This is a genomic window from Achromobacter sp. RW408 (assembly GCF_003184165.1).
GTDB lineage: Bacteria > Pseudomonadota > Gammaproteobacteria > Burkholderiales > Burkholderiaceae_B > Achromobacter > Achromobacter xylosoxidans.
This window is the reverse complement of sequence record NZ_QHHO01000046.1, coordinates 642,323-659,106: the sequence shown is the minus strand read 5'-3', so window position 1 is coordinate 659,106 and position 16,784 is coordinate 642,323. Positions and strand designations below refer to the sequence as shown.

The following is a 16,784-nucleotide window of genomic DNA, read 5'->3' as shown; positions in this document are numbered from 1 at the left end:
GCTGCGTCATGGCGCGGTCTCCGTGGGTCAGGGGATGTGCAGGGGGGCGGGTTCGCCGCGCGCCGCGAGGACTTCGTCGACGGCGGCCCGGACGCGGGCCGCGTCGTCCACCGCTTCGATCAGCAGCAGCGACAGCCGCGCCAGGCTGTCGCGCTGGTCGGCGGCGTCGCACTGGTCGGTCAGCGCGATCAGGCGTTCGAGCAGGTCGTCAAGCTGTTGCTGGGATTGCGGCATGGCGCGCGTCTCCGTTTGCGTGCGGGAGGCCGGCGGCCTCGGGTTGGGAATCGATGCCATCGGCGCCAGCCGGTCGCAGCGCGTCGCTGACCCAGGCCGCGAGCGTAGCGGGCGGCAGGGCCTGCGGCCCGCCCGCGGCCATGACGTGCTGGTCCGGCCGCAGCAGCCAGGCGCTGCCGTCCATCGGTTGGCCGAGCTGGTGCGCCAGGGCGTCGCGCCCGCGCGCATCGCACAGCGGGCCCACCGCGACCCAGCGCAGCAGCGCATCGTCGCGCACGTCCGGCGGCAACGCGTCGGCGAATACCAGCACGGTGAACCAGGGCCCGAGCAGCGCGTGCAGGGACAGGCCGTCGTCCTGCCGCAGCAGCACGTTGGGCAGGGCGCGGCCGGCGTGGGCGTGGTCGCCGCGCACCCAGGCCGATGCGGGATAGACCGCCGGCATGCAGAGCCGGCCGGTGTTGATCATGCGCGCCGCCAGCGCGTGGCGCGGCGCCAGCGCGATGATGGCGTCGCGCCACAGCGCGGCCGAGCGGGCGGCGCCGGGATAGACGAAGCGCGAAGAGCGGCGGGCCTGGCGGATGTTCTCCATGGCGGCGTGCTTGCGCTCGGCGTCGTAGCTGTCGAGCAGCCCGGCGTCGGCGCGGCCCTGCAGCAGCAGCGCCAGTTTCCAGCCCAGGTTGTCGGCGTCCTGGATGCCGCCATTGCCGCCGCGCGCGCCGAACGGCGCCACCAGGTGGGCCGAGTCGCCGGCGAACAGTACCCGCCCGTGGCGCAGGCGGTCTAGGCATTCATGGCGGTAGGCCCAGACGCCGTGCCAGGCGATGTCGAAGTCGACCCGTTCGCCCAGCAGGTCCCAGACGCGTTGGCGCATGGCGGCCTCGGTGGCGGCGGCTTCGGGGTCTTCGTCCGGGCGCAACTGGAAGTCCAGGCGCCAGGTGTCGTCGGCCATCTTGTGGCGCCAGACCGCGCGGCCGTGATTGCTGCGGGCGTCGAGCCAGGTCCAGCGTTCCTCGGGCCAGGCGGTGCCGCGCAGCACGATGTCGATGATGATCCAGCGGTCCTCGGTGCGGTCGTAGACTCGCGGACGCAGGCCCAGCAGGCCGCGCACCGCGCTGTTGGCGCCGTCGCAGGCCACCACCCATTGGGCGCGGGTGGCGTAGGCGCCGTCCGGCGTGCGCACGCGCAGCGTGGCCGGGCCGTCGGCACAGGGCTCGATGCCGACCACCTGGTTGAGCCAGCGCAGGTCGGCCAGCGGTTCGCGCCGCAGCGCCTCGACCAGGAAGGCTTCCAGGTAATACTGCTGCAGGTTGACGAAGCCGTTGTGGCGCATGTCGGGCTGGTCCTGCAGCGTGAACGAGGCCACCGCCATGTCGCGGCACAGCACGCGGCCGACGTTCCAGCGCACGCCCTTGTCGACCACGGCGCCGGCCATGCCGAGGCGGTCGAAGATGTCCAGCGTGCGTTGCGCCCACACCATGCCGCGCGAGGCCAGGCCGCGCACGCCGACGGTATTGTCGTCGTCCAGCACCACCACGGGAATGCCGCGCCGCGCCAGATCCAGCGCCAGCGTCAGGCCGGTCAGCCCGGCGCCGACGATCGCGACGGGGTGGGGGGCAGGGCGCGGACGATCCATCTCGTCCGGCCTGAGGTAGGGGTAGAGGGGAAGCTCTGTCATCGTTTTCCCTAGTGCTCCAAGGGTTCTGCGAGGCATGTCACAGGCACCACTCTAGGAGCGCGGGCGGAGCGCGTCATGTCCTCACGAGAGAGGACACCGGGATCGCCGGGAAGCCCTTAGAATCGGGAAAAACACGCCCGAACGGGGGACGATAACCATGGATGAGACAAGCAAACCCTTGGCCGTGGACGGAGGGACGGACCAGTGGGCGGCGTCCGCCGTCATGGACCTGGGCGGACCGATGTTCCACGCGGCGCTGTTGATGGCGCTGCGCGAAACCGTGGCCGCCGACCACGTGTCGCACGTCTTCTACGGGCACGACGGCTCGGTGCAGTATTCGTCGGCCGCCAGCCTGTTGAACCAGTCGCTGATCGAGTGGACCACCACGGTTTATGTCGACGACCAGTTCTACCGCCGCGATCCCAACTACGCGCTGTTGCGCGACCTGGCCTGTCGACCCGAGCATCATCCGGACCTGATCATCCAGGCCGCGGCGCCCGAGCGCATCCTGGATGCCGAGTACCGGGAACTGCTGTTCGAGCGGCCCGGCTTCGCCAGCAAGATCTCGCTGATCGGCGCGCGCAGCGAAGGCGCCAGCTACATCAACCTGTACTTTTCGCGTTCGCATCCGCCGGGTGTGACCGACGTGATGCGCGGACGCGCCCCGCTGCTGATTGCGCTGGCGCGGCGCCATCACCAGCTGTGCCGGCGCGAGGCCGCGCCCGCGCCGATCTGGTCGGATGGCCTGTCCGAACGCGAGGTCCAGGTGGCGGACCTGCTGCGCCAGGGGCGCACCGCCAAGGAAGTGGGCCGCGAACTGGGCCTGTCGCCGACCACGGTGGTGACCTACAAGAACCGCATCTTCAAGAAGAGCAACGTGGCCAGCCTGAAGGAATTCCTGATCAAGGCGCCGGCCGGCTGCGGAGCGCGCTCCAACGCCTGATCCCTGCTGGCGGACGGCAGGCGCGCGCTTTCACCGTTTTTCACAAAACCCACACAAAAACCGGCGGAACGGGCGCCGGCTCATTCCCTATGATCCGAGGCACCGCGCGCCGGCCGCGGCGCCCGGGCGTCGTGCCGGCCGCGCCATGTCGCGCCGGCTCCTTCTCTTGCCGCTGTCTCTCCGCTCGCTCCGCGGCGCAGGCGTACCCGCCGCGCCGGGCCGGGCCGTGGGCCGCCGGTCCCAAGGCTATTGATGCTTAAATTCCTCGTTCGCGTCGTCATCGTGGTCCTGGTCAGTCTCGGACTGGCCTATCTGTTCGTGGACAAGGGACTGGGGACGCTGCTCAAGCCGATGGTGCAAGAGGTCGCCTTCCAGTCGCTGCGCGGCCAGTTCCACGAGTTGCACGAGCGGCTGGACGCGGTGCCGCCTGCGCAGCGCGACAGCCTGCTGCGCGAGCAGGTGCAGCCGCATTACGGCATCGCGCTGCGGGTGCTGCCCGCGGAGCAGGTCCACCTGACCGAGGACGAGCGCGAGCAACGGCAGGTCTTTGGCGTCGTGATGCGGGATGACTTCGATACGCACCTGGTGCCGTTGCCGGGCGAGCCCGCGCAATGGCTGGAATTGCGGCTGCCCAACGTGTTCGACACCGTGGTCGCCTTGTCCGTGTGGCTCTGCCTGGGCGTGGTGGTGGCGGTCGGCCTGCTGGGGCTATGGGCATTGCCCATGTGGCGCGACATGGATGCGCTGCGCAATGCCGCGCTGCGCATGGGCCAGGGGGAACTGAGCCAGCGCGTGAGGCTGTCGCGCATCGCCGGCATCCGCCATGTCGGCGAGAGCTTCAACCAGATGGCCGAGCGTATCGCCGCCTTGATCGAGAACCAGCGCAGCCTGACGAACGCGGTATCGCACGAACTGCGCACGCCGCTGGCGCGGCTCTCGTTCGAGGTGGACATGCTGGGCCGTGGCGGCCTGCCGCCGACGCATCAACACGTGTTGCGCGACATGCGCGCGGACATCTCCGAACTGGAAAGCATGGTGGCGGAACTGCTGGTGTACGCGCGGCTGGAACGCCCCACCGAAGAGACCGTGCGGCTGGAAACGGTCGACACGCGCGATTGGCTGGGCGAGGCGCTGGCCCAGGTCGCGCACCAGGCGCAGGCGCGCAACGTGGAGTGCCGGGTGGCCGATGGCCATCCACCGCACGTCTGCCTGCATCCGCGCTACATGAGCCGGGCCTTGCTGAACCTGGTGCAGAACGCCGTGCGCTACGCCCACGGCCGCATCGACATCGCGCTGACGCACAGTCCGACAGGGCATTTCGAACTGATCGTCGACGACGACGGGCCGGGCATCCCGGTGGCCGACCGCGAGCGGATCTTCGAGCCCTTCATCCGGCTCGATGAGAGCCGCGACCGCGGCACGGGCGGGGCGGGGCTGGGCCTGGCGATCGTGCAGCGTGTCGCGGCCGGCCACCACGGCAGCATCTGCGTGGCGGACAGTCCGCTGGGCGGCGCGCGTTTCGTGTTGCGCTGGGCGGCGGCATCGGCGGCATAGCGTTCAGCTTGCCGCCAGGGCATCCGGGTCAACCCGGAGATGGCGGCGGCCGCGCCCGGCCTGTCGCGCGCCGGCTTGCATTTTGTGGCACATGGCGCGTGGAAATGGTGTTTGATACAGGGGTTTGTTTTCCCCTCCCTGATAACTCATAACGAGAACACCATGAGACATTTCCTGCCCGCGCTGGGCGCCGCCCTCGTTTTGTCCCTTGGCGCCCAGGCCGCCTGGGGCCAGCAGGCCTCCGCCGCCAAGCCGCCGCGCGATCCCTTCTTCTGGCTCGGCGAGATCAACAAGGCCACGGCCGTGATCAATACCGAGCAGGGCCTGCTCGACAAGTCCATGGCGCCGCGGCTGGCGGCGGGCGTGGCCAAGGTGATCAATGACGGCAACCAGCCCGGCGCCAAGCGGCCGGCCAGCGTCATCACCTTCGAGCCGTTGCTGATCAAGGCGGCGGGCGAGGACGTGACGCTGCTGCACGCCGGCCGCTCCAGCCAGGACATGCACGCCACCTATCGCAGCGCCATCCTGCGCGACAAGCTGCTGGATCTGGCGGACCAGCTCAATGCCACGTCGACCACGCTGGTGGAGCTGGCCGCCAAGCACAGCGCCACCATCGTGCCCAACTACACCAATGGCGTGGCGGCCCAGCCGAACAGCTACGGCCACTACCTGCTGGGGCAGGCCGCCGGCCTGGCGCGCGACGCCCAGCGCATCCGCGAAGCCTACGCGCGCATCGACCGTTCGCCCATGGGCACCACCGTGCTCAACGGCACCAGCTGGCCGCTGGACCGCAAGCGCATGGCGCAGTACCTGGGCTTCACGGCGCTGGTGGACAACGCCTACGATGCCTCGCAGATCTCGTCGATGGACCAGCCGGTGGAAGTGGCGTCCATCGTCACCAGCATCGCGCTGCGCACCGGCAACTTCGTCGAGGACGTGATGACGCAGTACGCCCAGTCGCGCCCGTGGATCCTGCTGGAAGAGGGCGGCGGCAACACCTACGTGTCCAGCGCCATGCCGCAAAAGCGCAATCCCGGTTTGCTCAACGACACGCGCAGCGACGCGTCGACCGCGGTGACGCTGGCGATGGGGCCGGTGATCCAGACGCACAACATCACGCCCGGCATGAGCGACCCCAAGGACGTCAAGCAGAACTCGGCGATGGTCGATGCCGGCATCGCGGCGCTCAAGCGTTGGGACCGCGTGCTCAAGGCCATGGTGATCAGCCCCGATCGCGCGCTGGAGGAACTGAACAGCGACTGGACCGCCTCGCAGGAACTGGCCGACGTGCTGATGCGCAAGTACAAGCTGCCGTTCCGTGACGGGCACCACTTCGCTTCCGAGGTGGTGAGTTACGCCAAGACCAACAACATCAAGCCGCTGGACTTCCCGTACGACCAGGCGCGCCGCATCTACGCCGAGGCGATGAAGGGGTCGAAGTATCCGAACGAGCTGCCGATGAGCGAGGCCGAGTTCCGCTCGACGCTGGACCCGGTCGCCATCGTCAAGAACCGCGCCACCAGCGGCGGGCCGCAGCCGGCGGAAATGGAACGCATGGTCAAGGAGGCGCGCGAACAGCTGGCCTCGCAGGACAAGTGGATCAAGGAACGCCGGGCGCACATCGCCGATTCCCTGGCCAGCCTGGACAAGGACTTCGACGCGCTGGTGGCCAGCGCGCCGAAGGACAAGGGCCGGTAAGCGTCGCGGGCGTGGCATGTGCGGCTTCGTCGATCAGGGCATGGGCTGCGGCCGAGAATACCGCGGCCCATGCCAGGATGCCGGAGTCAGAACCGGTGCGTCAGGGTGACCAGGGTGGTGCGGCCTTCGCCGTAGTAGACCGAGTTGTAGAAGCCCATGGCGCGGTAGTAGCGCTTGTCCGCGAGATTGCGAACGTTCAGCTGCAGCTGGGTCTGCCTGCCGAGATCGTACTGGGCCATCAGGTCGAACAGCGCGTAGGGCTGTTGCTCCACGGCGGCGGATTGTTCGCCGTAATAGCCCACGGCGCGCGTGCGGCTCTGCCAGCGCATGCCGCCGCCGATGACCAGATCGCGCAGCGCGCCGGGCAGGCGGTACGTGGTGCTGGCCTTGAGCATCTGTTCGGGCTGCGTGGTCTGGACCTTCCTGCCGGCGTTGTCCTTGGATACCCGGTAGGTGTAACCCAGGAACAGGTTCCAGCCGGGCGATACCTCGCCGGCCAGTTCCAATTCGAATCCGCGGGTGCGCGTGCCGTCCAGCATCTCGTACCAGGACTCATTGCGGGCGGCGTCGAAGCCGGCGTATTCGGCCACGTCCTTCTGGTTGGTCTGGAACACGGCGAACGAGCCATTCAGGCGGCCCTCCAGATACGAAGCCTTGATGCCGGCTTCGTAATTGTGGCCATACGCCGGACCGGTCATGTTCCAGTCCCGCGTCTTGTACATCTGCGGCTGGAAGATGTTGGTGTAGCTCACATAGGCCGTGTAGGTGTCGTCGAGGTCGTAGGTGACGCCCAGGTAGGGCGTTATCTCGGAGTAGCGCTGCGATTGCGACAGCGTGATGGGGGCGGAATCGGGCGACCACTGGTTCCAGTGGTATTCATCGGCTTCCCAGCGCGTCCAGCGCGCGCCGGTCAGCAGGTGCAGGCGACTGCCAAGATTGAAGCGGGCGGTGCCGAAGATGCCGGTCTGGGTGGTGCGCAATTGCTGGTCGGATACCGCCAGGTCCCAGACCGGTTCGGGCCAGTCGCCATGCCAGTCATGGATGTTGGGGACCGGGTAGGTGGCCTGGTCTGAAGAGTTCCAGCCCTTGGTCCGGCTGCGCGTCCTGGAATGCGAAAAGCCCAGGTTGAATTCGTGCGTCGCGCCGAGCAGGCCGAAGTCGCCGGTCAGCGATCCGCCATAGACGTCCTGCTTGCTGCGGCCACGGTATTTGCGCAGCGTCGGCGTGCCCGAGAGGTAGCCAGTGTCCGCGTCCACCGGGAAGTCGGCCGCGAAAAGCAGCGACGCGTCGAAGTCGTTGTCCAGTCGCGAGTACGACAGCCGGCCGTTCCAGCCGTTGGCGAAGCCGTGCTCCAGCTGGGCGAAGTACTCGGTCGAGTCGGTGTCCCAGGTGGTCCATTTGGCGCCGACCGTCTGGCCCTTCTTCCAGTCGACCTGATCGCCGTTGGTGTCGAAGATCGGCAGGCCGCCCCACATCACGCCCTTGGGACGCGAGCGCTGCGTCGAGGCGCCGGCGCTGAGGGTGGTGGCCGGCGCGAGATCCGCCTCGACGATGCCATAGGCCAAGTCGCGCTTCTTGCTGTAGAAATCCAGTGTGTCGCCGCGTCTTTCCTTGGCTCCGACGATGCGCGCGCGGATCGCGCCGGACGCGGTCAGGGGCGACGACAGGTCGATTTCACCGCGATAGGTGTCGTAGCTGCCGCCCATGGCTCGCAGGCTGCCCTGGAATTCGCGCGTGGGCCGCTTGCGGATGAAGTTCACTGAACCGCCCGGGTTGCCGGTGCCGCTCATCAATCCGGTGGCGCCGCGGATGATCTCGACGTGGTCGTAGATGACGGGGTCCAGATTGCCTTCGCCGAACTGGTAGGTGCCGTCCAGCGGCTTGACCACGCCGTCGAACTGCATGGTGTCCATCTGGAAACCGCGCGAGTAGTAGCTTAGCCGGTCTGTCTCGCTTTGCTGGACGTTCATGCCGGTGGCGTTCTCCATCACGTCCCGCACGCTGCCCATGGCCTGATCGTCGAGCTGCTGGCGCGTGACGATACTGGTCGATTGGGGCGTGTCGCGCTGCGCCAGCACCAGGCCGTTCGCCGAGCGCATCCAGTCTGCGGTGTAGGCGCCGGTGCCTTCGGTGGTGGCGCCCGCGCCCAGTACGGTGACAGCGGCGAGTTGGCTGATGCCCTCGGCGGCGGCCGCCTCCAACGCGTAGCTGTCGTCGGGCAGGCGCCGCACGCGCAGGGCGGTGCCGGACAGCAGGCGGGCGAAGCCTTCCTCGACGGCGTAGCTGCCGCTCAGGCCGGGCGTCGACAGGCCGTCGGTCTGGGCGGGACGGAACGACAGCAGTACCCGCATGCGCTGGGCATAGGCGGCCAAGGCCGGTCCCAGCGGACCGGCCGGGATGTCGACGGCGCGGCTGTCGGCCTGGAGGGCGGGTTGGGCCAGGGCGGCGGCCGGGCAGAGCATGGTTCCAGCCAGGGCGGAAAGCAGGGCGAGCGCCAGGCCGGCCAGGCGTGGACCGTCTTGTCGAGGGGCGAGGGGGCGCCGTGTGGGAGCGTGCATGTCGATGGATTTCCGGTGAAGAGAAATGAGGCTTCACCTGTATGCCAATCGAGATCGGAAAAGTGACAATCCCGTCGCTGTCAGCGCGCCCTCACCGTGACCCAATAGCGGGTGAGGCGGTCGGCGCGAACCGGCAGCACGCGTTCAATCGCGGCCAGCGCGCGGTCGGTATCGTCCACCGGATAGGCGCCGGAGATGCGCAGGGACCCGACCTCCGGGTCGCAGGCCAGGCGGCCGGGCCGATAGCGCGCCAGCGCCGCCACCAACGCGTCCAGCCGCATGCCGTTCGCATACAGCATGCCGTCGACCCATCCCTGTTGCTGTGGCGGGAAGGCCGTGGGCGCTGTCGCCGAACCGGCCTCGAAAGTGGCTGCCATGCCCGCCGGCACGACGACCGAGGCATGGGTCGCGAGGCGTGGTTCCAGGCGCACCGCGCCCTGTTCGACCGCGACCTGGGCGTGATCGCCCATCAGGTTGACGTCGAACCGGGTGCCAAGCGCGGTGGCGCGGCCGACGGGCGTGCTGACGAGGAAGGGCCGGGCAGGACGCAGCGGATCCGGGCGCGTCTCGATGTGGATTTCGCCACGCCGCAGGATCAGTTCGCGCTTTGCGCCGTCGAATGCCAGGTCCACGGCGCTGTCGGTGTTCATGGTGAGGATGCTGCCATCGGCCAGCGCCAGCCGCCGCCGTTCGCCGGTGGCGGTGCGCACGTCGGCGCCCCAGGCATCCCACGGCAGCTCCTGGGCAGCCAGGGCCCCGCCGCCCGCCACGAATGCCAGCGACAAGGTCTTGAGCAGCTTGCGCCGGCCCGCTGAGCGTGGCCTGTCCAGGGCCGTCAGGCCGGCGCGCGGTTCGATGTGGCCGAATTCCCGCCCCAGGGCTTCGACCCGTTCCCAGGCCTGTTGGTGCAGGGGATCGGACCGCAGCCATTCCTGCCATTGCCGCCGATCGTCCGCGCCGGCGTCTTCCGCGCCCAGGCGCACGAACCAGACGCTGGCGGCCTGGAGGACGGCATCGGGCAGGCCGGCGGCCGCGCGACGGTTCAGCACGACGCCAGGCAATGGCGCATGGCGAGCGCCAGGTATTGCCGCACGGAGCTGACCGATACCTGCAGGCGTTCGGCGATCTCGCCGTGCTTCAGGCCTTCGAGTTGCAGCAGCAGGAACGCGCGCCGCGCCTTGGGCGGGAGGCCATCGAGCAGCCGATCGATTCGTACCAGCGCTTCCAGCGCCAGCGCCCGGCGTTCAGGCGAGGGCCAGGAGGTTTCCTCGCGGGCCGCGAGGCAATCGAGATAGGCGCGCTCGATGTCACGCCGACGGAACAGATTGACCAGCAAGCCATGCGCGATGGTGACGAGGTAGGCGCGCGGCTCGCGCAAGTCGCGCGCGTCTTCGTTGCGCAACAGCACCTTCATGTAGGTGTCGTGGGTCAGGTCGGCGGCGTCGTAGGGGCAGCCGGTCTTGCGGCGCAGCCAGTCGCGCAGCCACGACTGGTGCTGCGCGTAGAGATCCTCGAAAGACGCATGGGGACTGCTTTGGGTCATGGCCGGGCAGGGGCGGGTAGATCAGACGTTAATAGTAACCATTATCAACATCGATATCCAAGCGCCCGGCATCGGCCGAAAAGGCGCGCCGCCGCCGGGGGGGCCTGCCCGGGCGGCGGCGCGGCCCCGGCCTCAGAACCCGGTGGGCGGCACGTGCACCCGGCCTTCCATCAGCACGCGCGCGCTGCGGCTCATGATGGCCTTGGTGACGGTCCATTCGCCGTCGATCAGCTGGGCCTGGGCGCCGACGCGCAGCGTGCCCGAGGGGTGGCCGAAGTTGACCTGGTCGCGCTGGCCGCCGCCGGCCGCCAGGTTGACCAGCGTGCCGGGCACGGCCGCGGCGGTGGCGATGGCGACCGAGGCGGTGCCCATCATGGCGTGGTGCAGCTTGCCCATGGACAGGGCGCGCACCAGCACGTCGATGTCGCCGGCGCCGATCTGCTTGCCGCTGGAGGACGTGTAGGCCTTGGGACGGGCCACGAAGGCCACCTTGGGCGTGTGCTGGCGCGCGGCGGCTTCTTCCAGTTTCTGGATCAGGCCCATGCGCAGCGCGCCGTGGGCGCGGATGGTCTCGAAGCGCTCCAGCGCGGCGGCGTCGCCGTTGATGTCGTCCTGCAACTCGGTGCCGGTGTAGCCCAGCGCCTCGGCGTCCAGGAAAATGGTGGGGATGCCGGAGTTGATCATGGTGGCCTTGAAGGTGCCGATGCCGGGCACTTCCAGGTCGTCCACCAGGTTGCCGGTGGGGAACATCGAGCCGCCGTCGCCTTCCTCGGCCGGGTTCATGAATTCCAGTTGCAGCTCGGCGGCCGGGAAGGTCACGCCGTCCAGCTCGAAGTCGCCGGTCTCCTGTACCGCGCCGTCGGTGATGGGCACGTGGGCGATGATGGTCTTCTGGATGTTGGCCTGCCAGATGCGCACCACGGCGATGCCGTTGCGCGGGATGCGGTCCGGGTCCACCAGGCCGTTGCTGATGGCGAAGGGGCCGACGGCGGCCGACAGGTTGCCGCAGTTGCCGCTCCAGTCGACGAAGGCCTGGTCGATCGAGACCTGGCCGAACAGGTAGTCGACGTCATGTTCGGGGCGGCTGCTCTTGCCGATGATGACGGTCTTGCTGGTGCTGGAGGTGGCCGCGCCCATGCCGTCGATCTGCTTGCCGTAGGGGTCGGGGCTGCCGATCACGCGCATCAGCAGCGCGTCGCGTGCCGGGCCCGGCACGCGGGCGGATTCAGGCAGGTCGTCGAGCTTGAAGAACACGCCTTTGCTGGTGCCGCCGCGCATGTAGGTGGCGGGAATCTTGATCTGGGGGGCATGGGCCATGGGGGCAGTCCTGATGTCTTGGGTGGGAAAGGCGGGCGCCGCGGCGCCCGCCATGCGGTGGGGTGTCAGCTGGCCTTCTTGGCCGAACCGGCGGCCGATTCGGCTTCCAGGAAGTCCTGCGCGAAGCGTTGCAGCACGCCGCCGGCCTCGTAGATCGACACTTCTTCCGCGGTGTCCAGGCGACAGGTCATCGGCACTTCCAGGGTCTCGCCGTTGCGGCGGTGGATCACCAGCGTCAGGTCGGCGCGCGGTTTGCGTTCGCCCACCACGTCGTAGGTCTCGGTGCCGTCCAGGGCCAGCGTCTTGCGGTTCACGCCGGGCTTGAATTCCAGTGGCAGCACGCCCATGCCGATCAGGTTGGTGCGGTGGATGCGCTCGAAACCTTCGGCGGCAATGGCCTCGACGCCGGCCAGGCGCACGCCCTTGGCGGCCCAGTCGCGTGACGAGCCCTGGCCGTAGTCGGCGCCGGCCACGATGATCAGCGGCTGCTTGCGGTCCATGTAGGTCTCGATGGCTTCCCACATGCGCATCTCCTTGCCTTCCGGTTCGACGCGGGCCAGCGAGCCCTGCTTGACCGTGCCGTCGGCGTTCCTGACCATCTCGTTGAACAGCTTGGGATTGGCGAAGGTGGCGCGCTGCGCGGTCAGGTGGTCGCCGCGGTGGGTGGCGTAGGAGTTGAAGTCCTCTTCCGGCAGGCCCATCTTGTGCAGGTATTCGCCGGCGGCGCTGTCCATCAGGATGGCGTTGGACGGCGACAGGTGGTCGGTGGTGATGTTGTCGCCCAGCACGGCCAGCGGCCGCATGCCGCGCAGCGTGCGCTCGCCGGCCAGCGCGCCTTCCCAGTACGGCGGGCGGCGGATGTAGGTGCTCTGCGGGCGCCAGGCGTACAGCGGCTCGACCGCGGCGTCGCGCTCGTTGCGCAGGCCGAACATGGGCGCGTAGACCTTGCGGAACTGTTCCGGCTTGACGGCGGCCTTGACCATGGCGTCGATCTCTTCGTCGCTCGGCCAGATGTCCTTCAGGCGGATCTCGCGGCCGCTGGCGTCGGTGCCAAGCACGTCGCGCTCGATGTCGAAGCGGATGGTGCCGGCGATGGCATAGGCCACCACCAGCGGCGGCGAGGCCAGGAAGGCCTGCTTGGCGTAGGGGTGGATGCGGCCGTCGAAATTGCGGTTGCCGGACAGCACGGCGGTGGCGTACAGATCGCGGTCGATGATCTCCTGCTGGATCACGGGGTCGAGCGCGCCCGACATGCCGTTGCACGTGGTACAGGCAAATGCCACGACGCCGAAGCCGAGTTTCTCCAGGTCCGCGGTCAGGCCGGCTTCGTCCAGGTACAGGGCCACGGCCTTGGAGCCGGGCGCCAGCGAACTCTTGACCCACGGCTTGCGCGTCAGGCCGGCGCGGTTGGCGTTGCGCGCCAGCAGGCCGGCGGCGATGACGTTGCGCGGGTTGCTGGTGTTGGTGCAGCTGGTGATGGCGGCGATGATGACGGCGCCGTCGGGCATCAGGCCGGGCTGGTTCTCGACCGTGCCGGCGATACCGCGCTCGGCCAGGTCGGCCACCGGCAGGCGGCGGTGCGGATTGGACGGGCCGGCCAGGGTGCGCACCACGGTCGACAGGTCAAAGCGCAGCACGCGCTCGTATTCGGCGGTCTTGAGGCTGTCTGCCCACAGACCGGCGGTTTTGGCGTAGGTTTCCACCAGCGCGATCTGCTCGTCCTCGCGGCCGGTCAGGCGCAGGTAGTCGATGGTCTGTTGATCGATGGCGAACATCGCGGCGGTGGCGCCGTACTCGGGCGCCATGTTGGAGATGGTGGCGCGGTCGCCCAGCGTCAGGCTGGCGGCGCCTTCGCCGTGGAACTCCAGGTAGGCGCCCACGACTTTTTCCTTGCGCAGGAATTCGGTCAGCGTCAGCACCACGTCGGTGGCGGTGATGCCGGGGCCGGCGCGGCCGGTCAGTTCGACGCCGACGATGTCGGGCAGGCGCATCCACGAGGCGCGGCCCAGCATCACGTTCTCGGCTTCCAGGCCGCCCACGCCGATGGCGATCACGCCCAGCGCGTCCACGTGCGGGGTGTGGCTGTCGGTGCCGACCAGCGTGTCGGGGAAGGCCACGCCGTCCTGCGTGTAGATCACCGGCGACATCCGCTCCAGGTTGATCTGGTGCATGATGCCGTTGCCCGGGGGCACCACCTCGATGTTGCGGAAGGCCTGCTTGGTCCAGTCGATGAAGTGGAAGCGGTCTTCGTTGCGGCGGTCTTCCACCGCGCGGTTCTTGGCGAACGCGTCGGGATCGTTGCCGCCGTATTCCACCGCCAGCGAGTGGTCGACGATCAGCTGCACCGGCACCACCGGGTTGACCTTGGCGGGGTCGCCGCCCTTGTCGGCGATGGCGTCGCGCAGGCCGGCCAGGTCGACCAGCGCGGTCTGGCCGAGGATGTCATGACAGACCACGCGCGCCGGATACCACGGAAAGTCCAGGTCGCGGCGGCGTTCGATCAGCTGCTTGAGCGCGTCGGTCAGCAGCACCGGATCGCAGCGGCGCACCAGGTTCTCCGCGTGCACGCGCGAGGTATAGGGCAGGCGGTCGTAGGCGCCGGGGGCGATGGCGTCCACGGCGGCGCGCGCGTCGAAATAGTCCAGGCGGGTGCCTTGCAGGGGCTTGCGATAGGATTTGTTCATGCCTCGGTGCGCTTCAGGTTGCCCTGAGCGATCTGTTTTTCAATGTTGAGACGGGATGCGCGGATGTGGCGGCGCATCAGGAGTTCAGCCAGCTCGCCATCGCGGTCGGCGATGGCGTCCAGAATGCGGTGATGCTCGGCATACGACTGCCGCGGGCGGTTGGGGGTGGTCGAGTACTGGATACGGTACATCCGCGCCAGCTGGTAGAGCTCGTCGCACAGCATGCGGAACAGCATCTGGTTGCCGCTGCCTTTGACGATACGGTAGTGGAAATCGTAGTCGCCTTCCTGCTGGTAGTAGCCGATGCCGGCCTGGAAGGCTTCGTCTTTTTCGTGGGCGTGCAGCACCTGGCGCACTTCCTCGACTTCCGCCGGCGCCATGCGTTCGGCCGCCAGGCGGCAGGCCATGCCTTCGAGCGATTCGCGGATTTCGTAGAGTTCGGCCAGTTCCTGCGGGCTGAGCGAGACCACGCGGGCGCCGGCGTGCGGCACGCGCACCAGCAATCGCTGGCCCTCGAGCCGGTGCAGCGCCTCGCGCAGCGGGCCGCGGCTGACGCCGTGGATGCGCGCCAGTTCCGGTTCGGAAATCTTGCTGCCCGGGGCGATCTCGCCCTTGACGATGGCGGACTGGATCTTGCGGAAGATCTGTTCCGCCAGGGTCTCGCTGTCGTCGTGCGCGGCGCTCGGCAACGTCAGCACTTTGCTCATTGTGTCAACAATCGGATGATTTTTCGGGTGAAAACCCGATAAGCAGAGCCGTATGATGATTGATTGTCAACAATTTACCCTTGGTCCGAGATGGGCGCAAGCGGCCTTGGCGTGACCGGCGTGACAATTGTAATGTTATTACATATCATTCAATATCGCCGGCGGCCCTCGATGGCCATCGCCCCTCGTTCCATCCCCTTGCCGGAGCCTTCCGCATGAAAGTCCTTTCCTCTCTCAAAGACGCCAAGACCCGCCATCGCGATTGCCAGGTGGTCAAGCGCCGCGGGCGCATCTACGTGATCTGCAAATCGAATCCGCGCTTCAAGGCGCGCCAGGGCGGGGCCAAGCACAAGTAGCCGCGCATGGTGCAAGCGAAAGTCCTGGAAGTGGCGGTGGTCGGCGCCCGCCACGCCTGAACCCTGGCGGCCCGCCAGGCCGCGACCTCGGTGGTGACGGCCTGGCTGTTGATCTGAGGAAAGCTGGAATGATCCCCGAAACCTATGCGCAGTGGCACCGTTGCATCACGATCGACTGCGGCCTTTCACTGACTCCGGAATTCATCGCGCAGCGTCTGGCGGCGATGGCGGATCCGCAATCCGACGACAACCTGCGGTTTCGCCGGCTCTATGGCGATGCGCACTGGCAGCGGGTGCAGCGCTGGTTCCGGCTGGCCAATGAGCCGCGGGCCGCGTTGGACGCGGCCCGGAGCGCCTAGCGCGGGCATCGACAGTCAACAGTACCCCGCGCGGGCCGGCGGATGGCGCGTGCGAGGCGATCCGGCCTGTTTCAGGGACCGGTGTCCGGATAGTTGGGGCCGGCATCATGGAAGCCGCCGCTGCTGTAGGGATTGGCGGCGCCCGGGTGCGGCGGGCCACCGGGACCCAGCGAGGAACAGCCGCCCAGAATCAGCAGGGCGGCCAGCAAGGCAAGTGCGCGTGTGGTGGTGGCATGCATGGTCATCTCCGGCGGCTGCCCCTCGGCGGCCGCATGCAGCGTATGGTGCTATTGCCAGTTTACGCCCGGCGCGGGGGGCGTGGTTCTTGCGGCTCGGGGGCGGGATGCCGGGGAACGCGCCCCGGCGGCCGTATGCGCGGGCGACGCGAGGCGGCTTTGTGGCATGCTGCGGGCTGCCTGCCGTTTCCCGACCTTTCCCATGCCCAGATTGCTGTCGCGCCTGCGCGATTTCCTGTTGTTCTTCGCCACGGCGTCGTTGTTCGGCGCCTGCCTGACCGCCAAGCTGCGCACGGGCAGCTATGGGCTGGAAATGCCCCAGGCGCCCTATATGTACGAGCGCGCCGATTTCTTCCTGGATGCGATGTTCGCCGGGCTGGTCGCGACGGCGGCCCTGGCGCTGGCCGAGCGGTTGTGGCGGGCCAGGCTGCCGGCGCCGGGGCGCGCCGCGCTCGTCGCCGTGGCGGCGCTGCTTGCCATCTATCTTGGGCCGCCGAACCCCCAGGTGTTCGGCAACACCTGGGCGCGCGGGGAGGCGACCTTCGAGTTGTTCCTGGACCAGTGGGATATCGCGCTGCCGCTGGCGCTGGGCGCCGCGGTTGTGCGCGGCGTCCTGCGCCGGACGGCCGGATCGCGGCGCTAGCCGCGCAGCCTGCGATCCAGTTCCAGCACGGTCTGGTACAGCACGCGGGTGCCGTCCAGCAGCTGCGCCGGCTCGATCCACTCCTCGGGGCAGTGGCTGCGCCCGTTCAGGCAGGGGATGAAGATCATGCCGATGGGGCCGGTGGGCGCCATGTAGACGGCGTCGTGGCCGGCGCCGCTGGGCAGGCGCATGCTGGCGTAGCCGAGCTGGTCGGCGGCGGCCTGCACCGCGTCCATCACCAGCGGCGTGCAGTCGGTAGGCTGGGCCCGGCTCAACG

The 16,784-nt window shown here is 68.5% G+C and carries 16 protein-coding genes; 6 read left to right on the top strand and 10 right to left on the bottom strand.

What is annotated here, in order from left to right; translation table 11 throughout:
* Positions 1-27: 27 nt before the first annotated feature.
* Both DK459_RS13145 and DK459_RS13140 read right to left on the bottom strand, forming a co-directional pair.
* Positions 28-234 (bottom strand): hypothetical protein, encoded by a 207-nt coding sequence (locus DK459_RS13145; protein WP_006385785.1) that lies wholly within the window; start codon positions 232-234, stop codon positions 28-30.
* Positions 209-1,909: an FAD-dependent oxidoreductase gene (locus DK459_RS13140; protein ID WP_083301377.1), complete on the bottom strand. Its 1,701-nt coding sequence runs from the start codon at positions 1,907-1,909 to the stop codon at positions 209-211. The genes DK459_RS13145 and DK459_RS13140 overlap by 26 nt, the downstream gene beginning before the upstream one ends.
* 157 nt (positions 1,910-2,066) lie before the next feature.
* Here DK459_RS13140 and DK459_RS13135 point away from each other — a divergent pair, with 157 nt between their 5' ends.
* The 3 genes from DK459_RS13135 to DK459_RS13125 all read left to right on the top strand — a co-directional run bounded on the left by DK459_RS13135 (position 2,067) and on the right by DK459_RS13125 (position 6,104).
* The gene (locus DK459_RS13135; protein ID WP_035182042.1) at positions 2,067-2,852 is read left to right on the top strand and encodes a helix-turn-helix transcriptional regulator; all 786 of its coding nucleotides are present in this window, start codon (positions 2,067-2,069) and stop codon (positions 2,850-2,852) included.
* 252 nt (positions 2,853-3,104) lie between these two features.
* Entirely contained in the window at positions 3,105-4,406 is a 1,302-nt protein-coding gene (locus DK459_RS13130) for an ATP-binding protein (RefSeq protein ID WP_006385788.1), read from the top strand.
* A 162-nt stretch (positions 4,407-4,568) separates the two neighbouring features.
* Positions 4,569-6,104 (top strand): argininosuccinate lyase, encoded by a 1,536-nt coding sequence (locus DK459_RS13125; RefSeq protein WP_054437903.1) that lies wholly within the window; start codon positions 4,569-4,571, stop codon positions 6,102-6,104.
* Between the two features lie 86 nt (positions 6,105-6,190).
* Here DK459_RS13125 and DK459_RS13120 read toward each other — a convergent pair whose 3' ends face one another.
* The 6 genes from DK459_RS13120 to DK459_RS13095 all read right to left on the bottom strand — a co-directional run bounded on the left by DK459_RS13120 (position 6,191) and on the right by DK459_RS13095 (position 14,913).
* Positions 6,191-8,662: a TonB-dependent siderophore receptor gene (locus DK459_RS13120; RefSeq protein ID WP_070541129.1), complete on the bottom strand. Its 2,472-nt coding sequence runs from the start codon at positions 8,660-8,662 to the stop codon at positions 6,191-6,193.
* 80 nt (positions 8,663-8,742) lie between these two features.
* A complete protein-coding gene (locus tag DK459_RS13115) occupies positions 8,743-9,711 on the bottom strand; it encodes a FecR domain-containing protein (protein ID WP_083301384.1) in 969 nt (322 codons plus the stop codon).
* Positions 9,705-10,205, bottom strand: coding sequence for a sigma-70 family RNA polymerase sigma factor (locus DK459_RS13110; RefSeq protein WP_006385792.1), 501 nt, complete (start codon positions 10,203-10,205; stop codon positions 9,705-9,707). The genes DK459_RS13115 and DK459_RS13110 overlap by 7 nt, the downstream gene beginning before the upstream one ends.
* Before the next feature lie 132 nt (positions 10,206-10,337).
* Positions 10,338-11,522 (bottom strand): 2-methylaconitate cis-trans isomerase PrpF, encoded by a 1,185-nt coding sequence (gene prpF, locus DK459_RS13105; protein WP_070540795.1) that lies wholly within the window; start codon positions 11,520-11,522, stop codon positions 10,338-10,340.
* A gap of 65 nt (positions 11,523-11,587) precedes the next feature.
* Complete coding sequence (acnD, locus tag DK459_RS13100) at positions 11,588-14,206, bottom strand: Fe/S-dependent 2-methylisocitrate dehydratase AcnD (RefSeq protein WP_054442627.1); 2,619 nt, start codon at positions 14,204-14,206, stop codon at positions 11,588-11,590.
* Positions 14,203-14,913: a GntR family transcriptional regulator gene (locus DK459_RS13095; RefSeq protein ID WP_026383970.1), complete on the bottom strand. Its 711-nt coding sequence runs from the start codon at positions 14,911-14,913 to the stop codon at positions 14,203-14,205. The genes acnD and DK459_RS13095 overlap by 4 nt, the downstream gene beginning before the upstream one ends.
* Before the next feature lie 215 nt (positions 14,914-15,128).
* Between DK459_RS13095 and ykgO the strand changes: the two genes are divergently transcribed.
* Both ykgO and DK459_RS13085 read left to right on the top strand, forming a co-directional pair.
* On the top strand, positions 15,129-15,269 hold the full coding sequence (gene ykgO, locus DK459_RS13090) for a type B 50S ribosomal protein L36 (protein ID WP_006385796.1): 141 nt from the start codon (positions 15,129-15,131) through the stop codon (positions 15,267-15,269).
* Between the two features lie 128 nt (positions 15,270-15,397).
* Positions 15,398-15,628 (top strand): hypothetical protein, encoded by a 231-nt coding sequence (locus DK459_RS13085; protein ID WP_006385797.1) that lies wholly within the window; start codon positions 15,398-15,400, stop codon positions 15,626-15,628.
* A 71-nt stretch (positions 15,629-15,699) separates the two neighbouring features.
* On the opposite strand, the gene DK459_RS13080 is transcribed toward DK459_RS13085, so the two are convergent.
* Positions 15,700-15,867 carry a hypothetical protein gene (locus DK459_RS13080; protein WP_006385798.1) on the bottom strand — a complete coding sequence of 56 codons (168 nt, stop codon included), beginning with the start codon at positions 15,865-15,867 and terminating at the stop codon, positions 15,700-15,702.
* A gap of 199 nt (positions 15,868-16,066) precedes the next feature.
* Between DK459_RS13080 and DK459_RS13075 the strand changes: the two genes are divergently transcribed.
* Positions 16,067-16,507: a hypothetical protein gene (locus DK459_RS13075; protein WP_233256801.1), complete on the top strand. Its 441-nt coding sequence runs from the start codon at positions 16,067-16,069 to the stop codon at positions 16,505-16,507.
* Here the strand turns inward: DK459_RS13075 and DK459_RS13070 are convergent.
* The coding region (locus tag DK459_RS13070; RefSeq protein ID WP_146221898.1) for a M20/M25/M40 family metallo-hydrolase at positions 16,504-16,784 on the bottom strand (281 nt) is incomplete at its 5' end. The genes DK459_RS13075 and DK459_RS13070 overlap by 4 nt on opposite strands.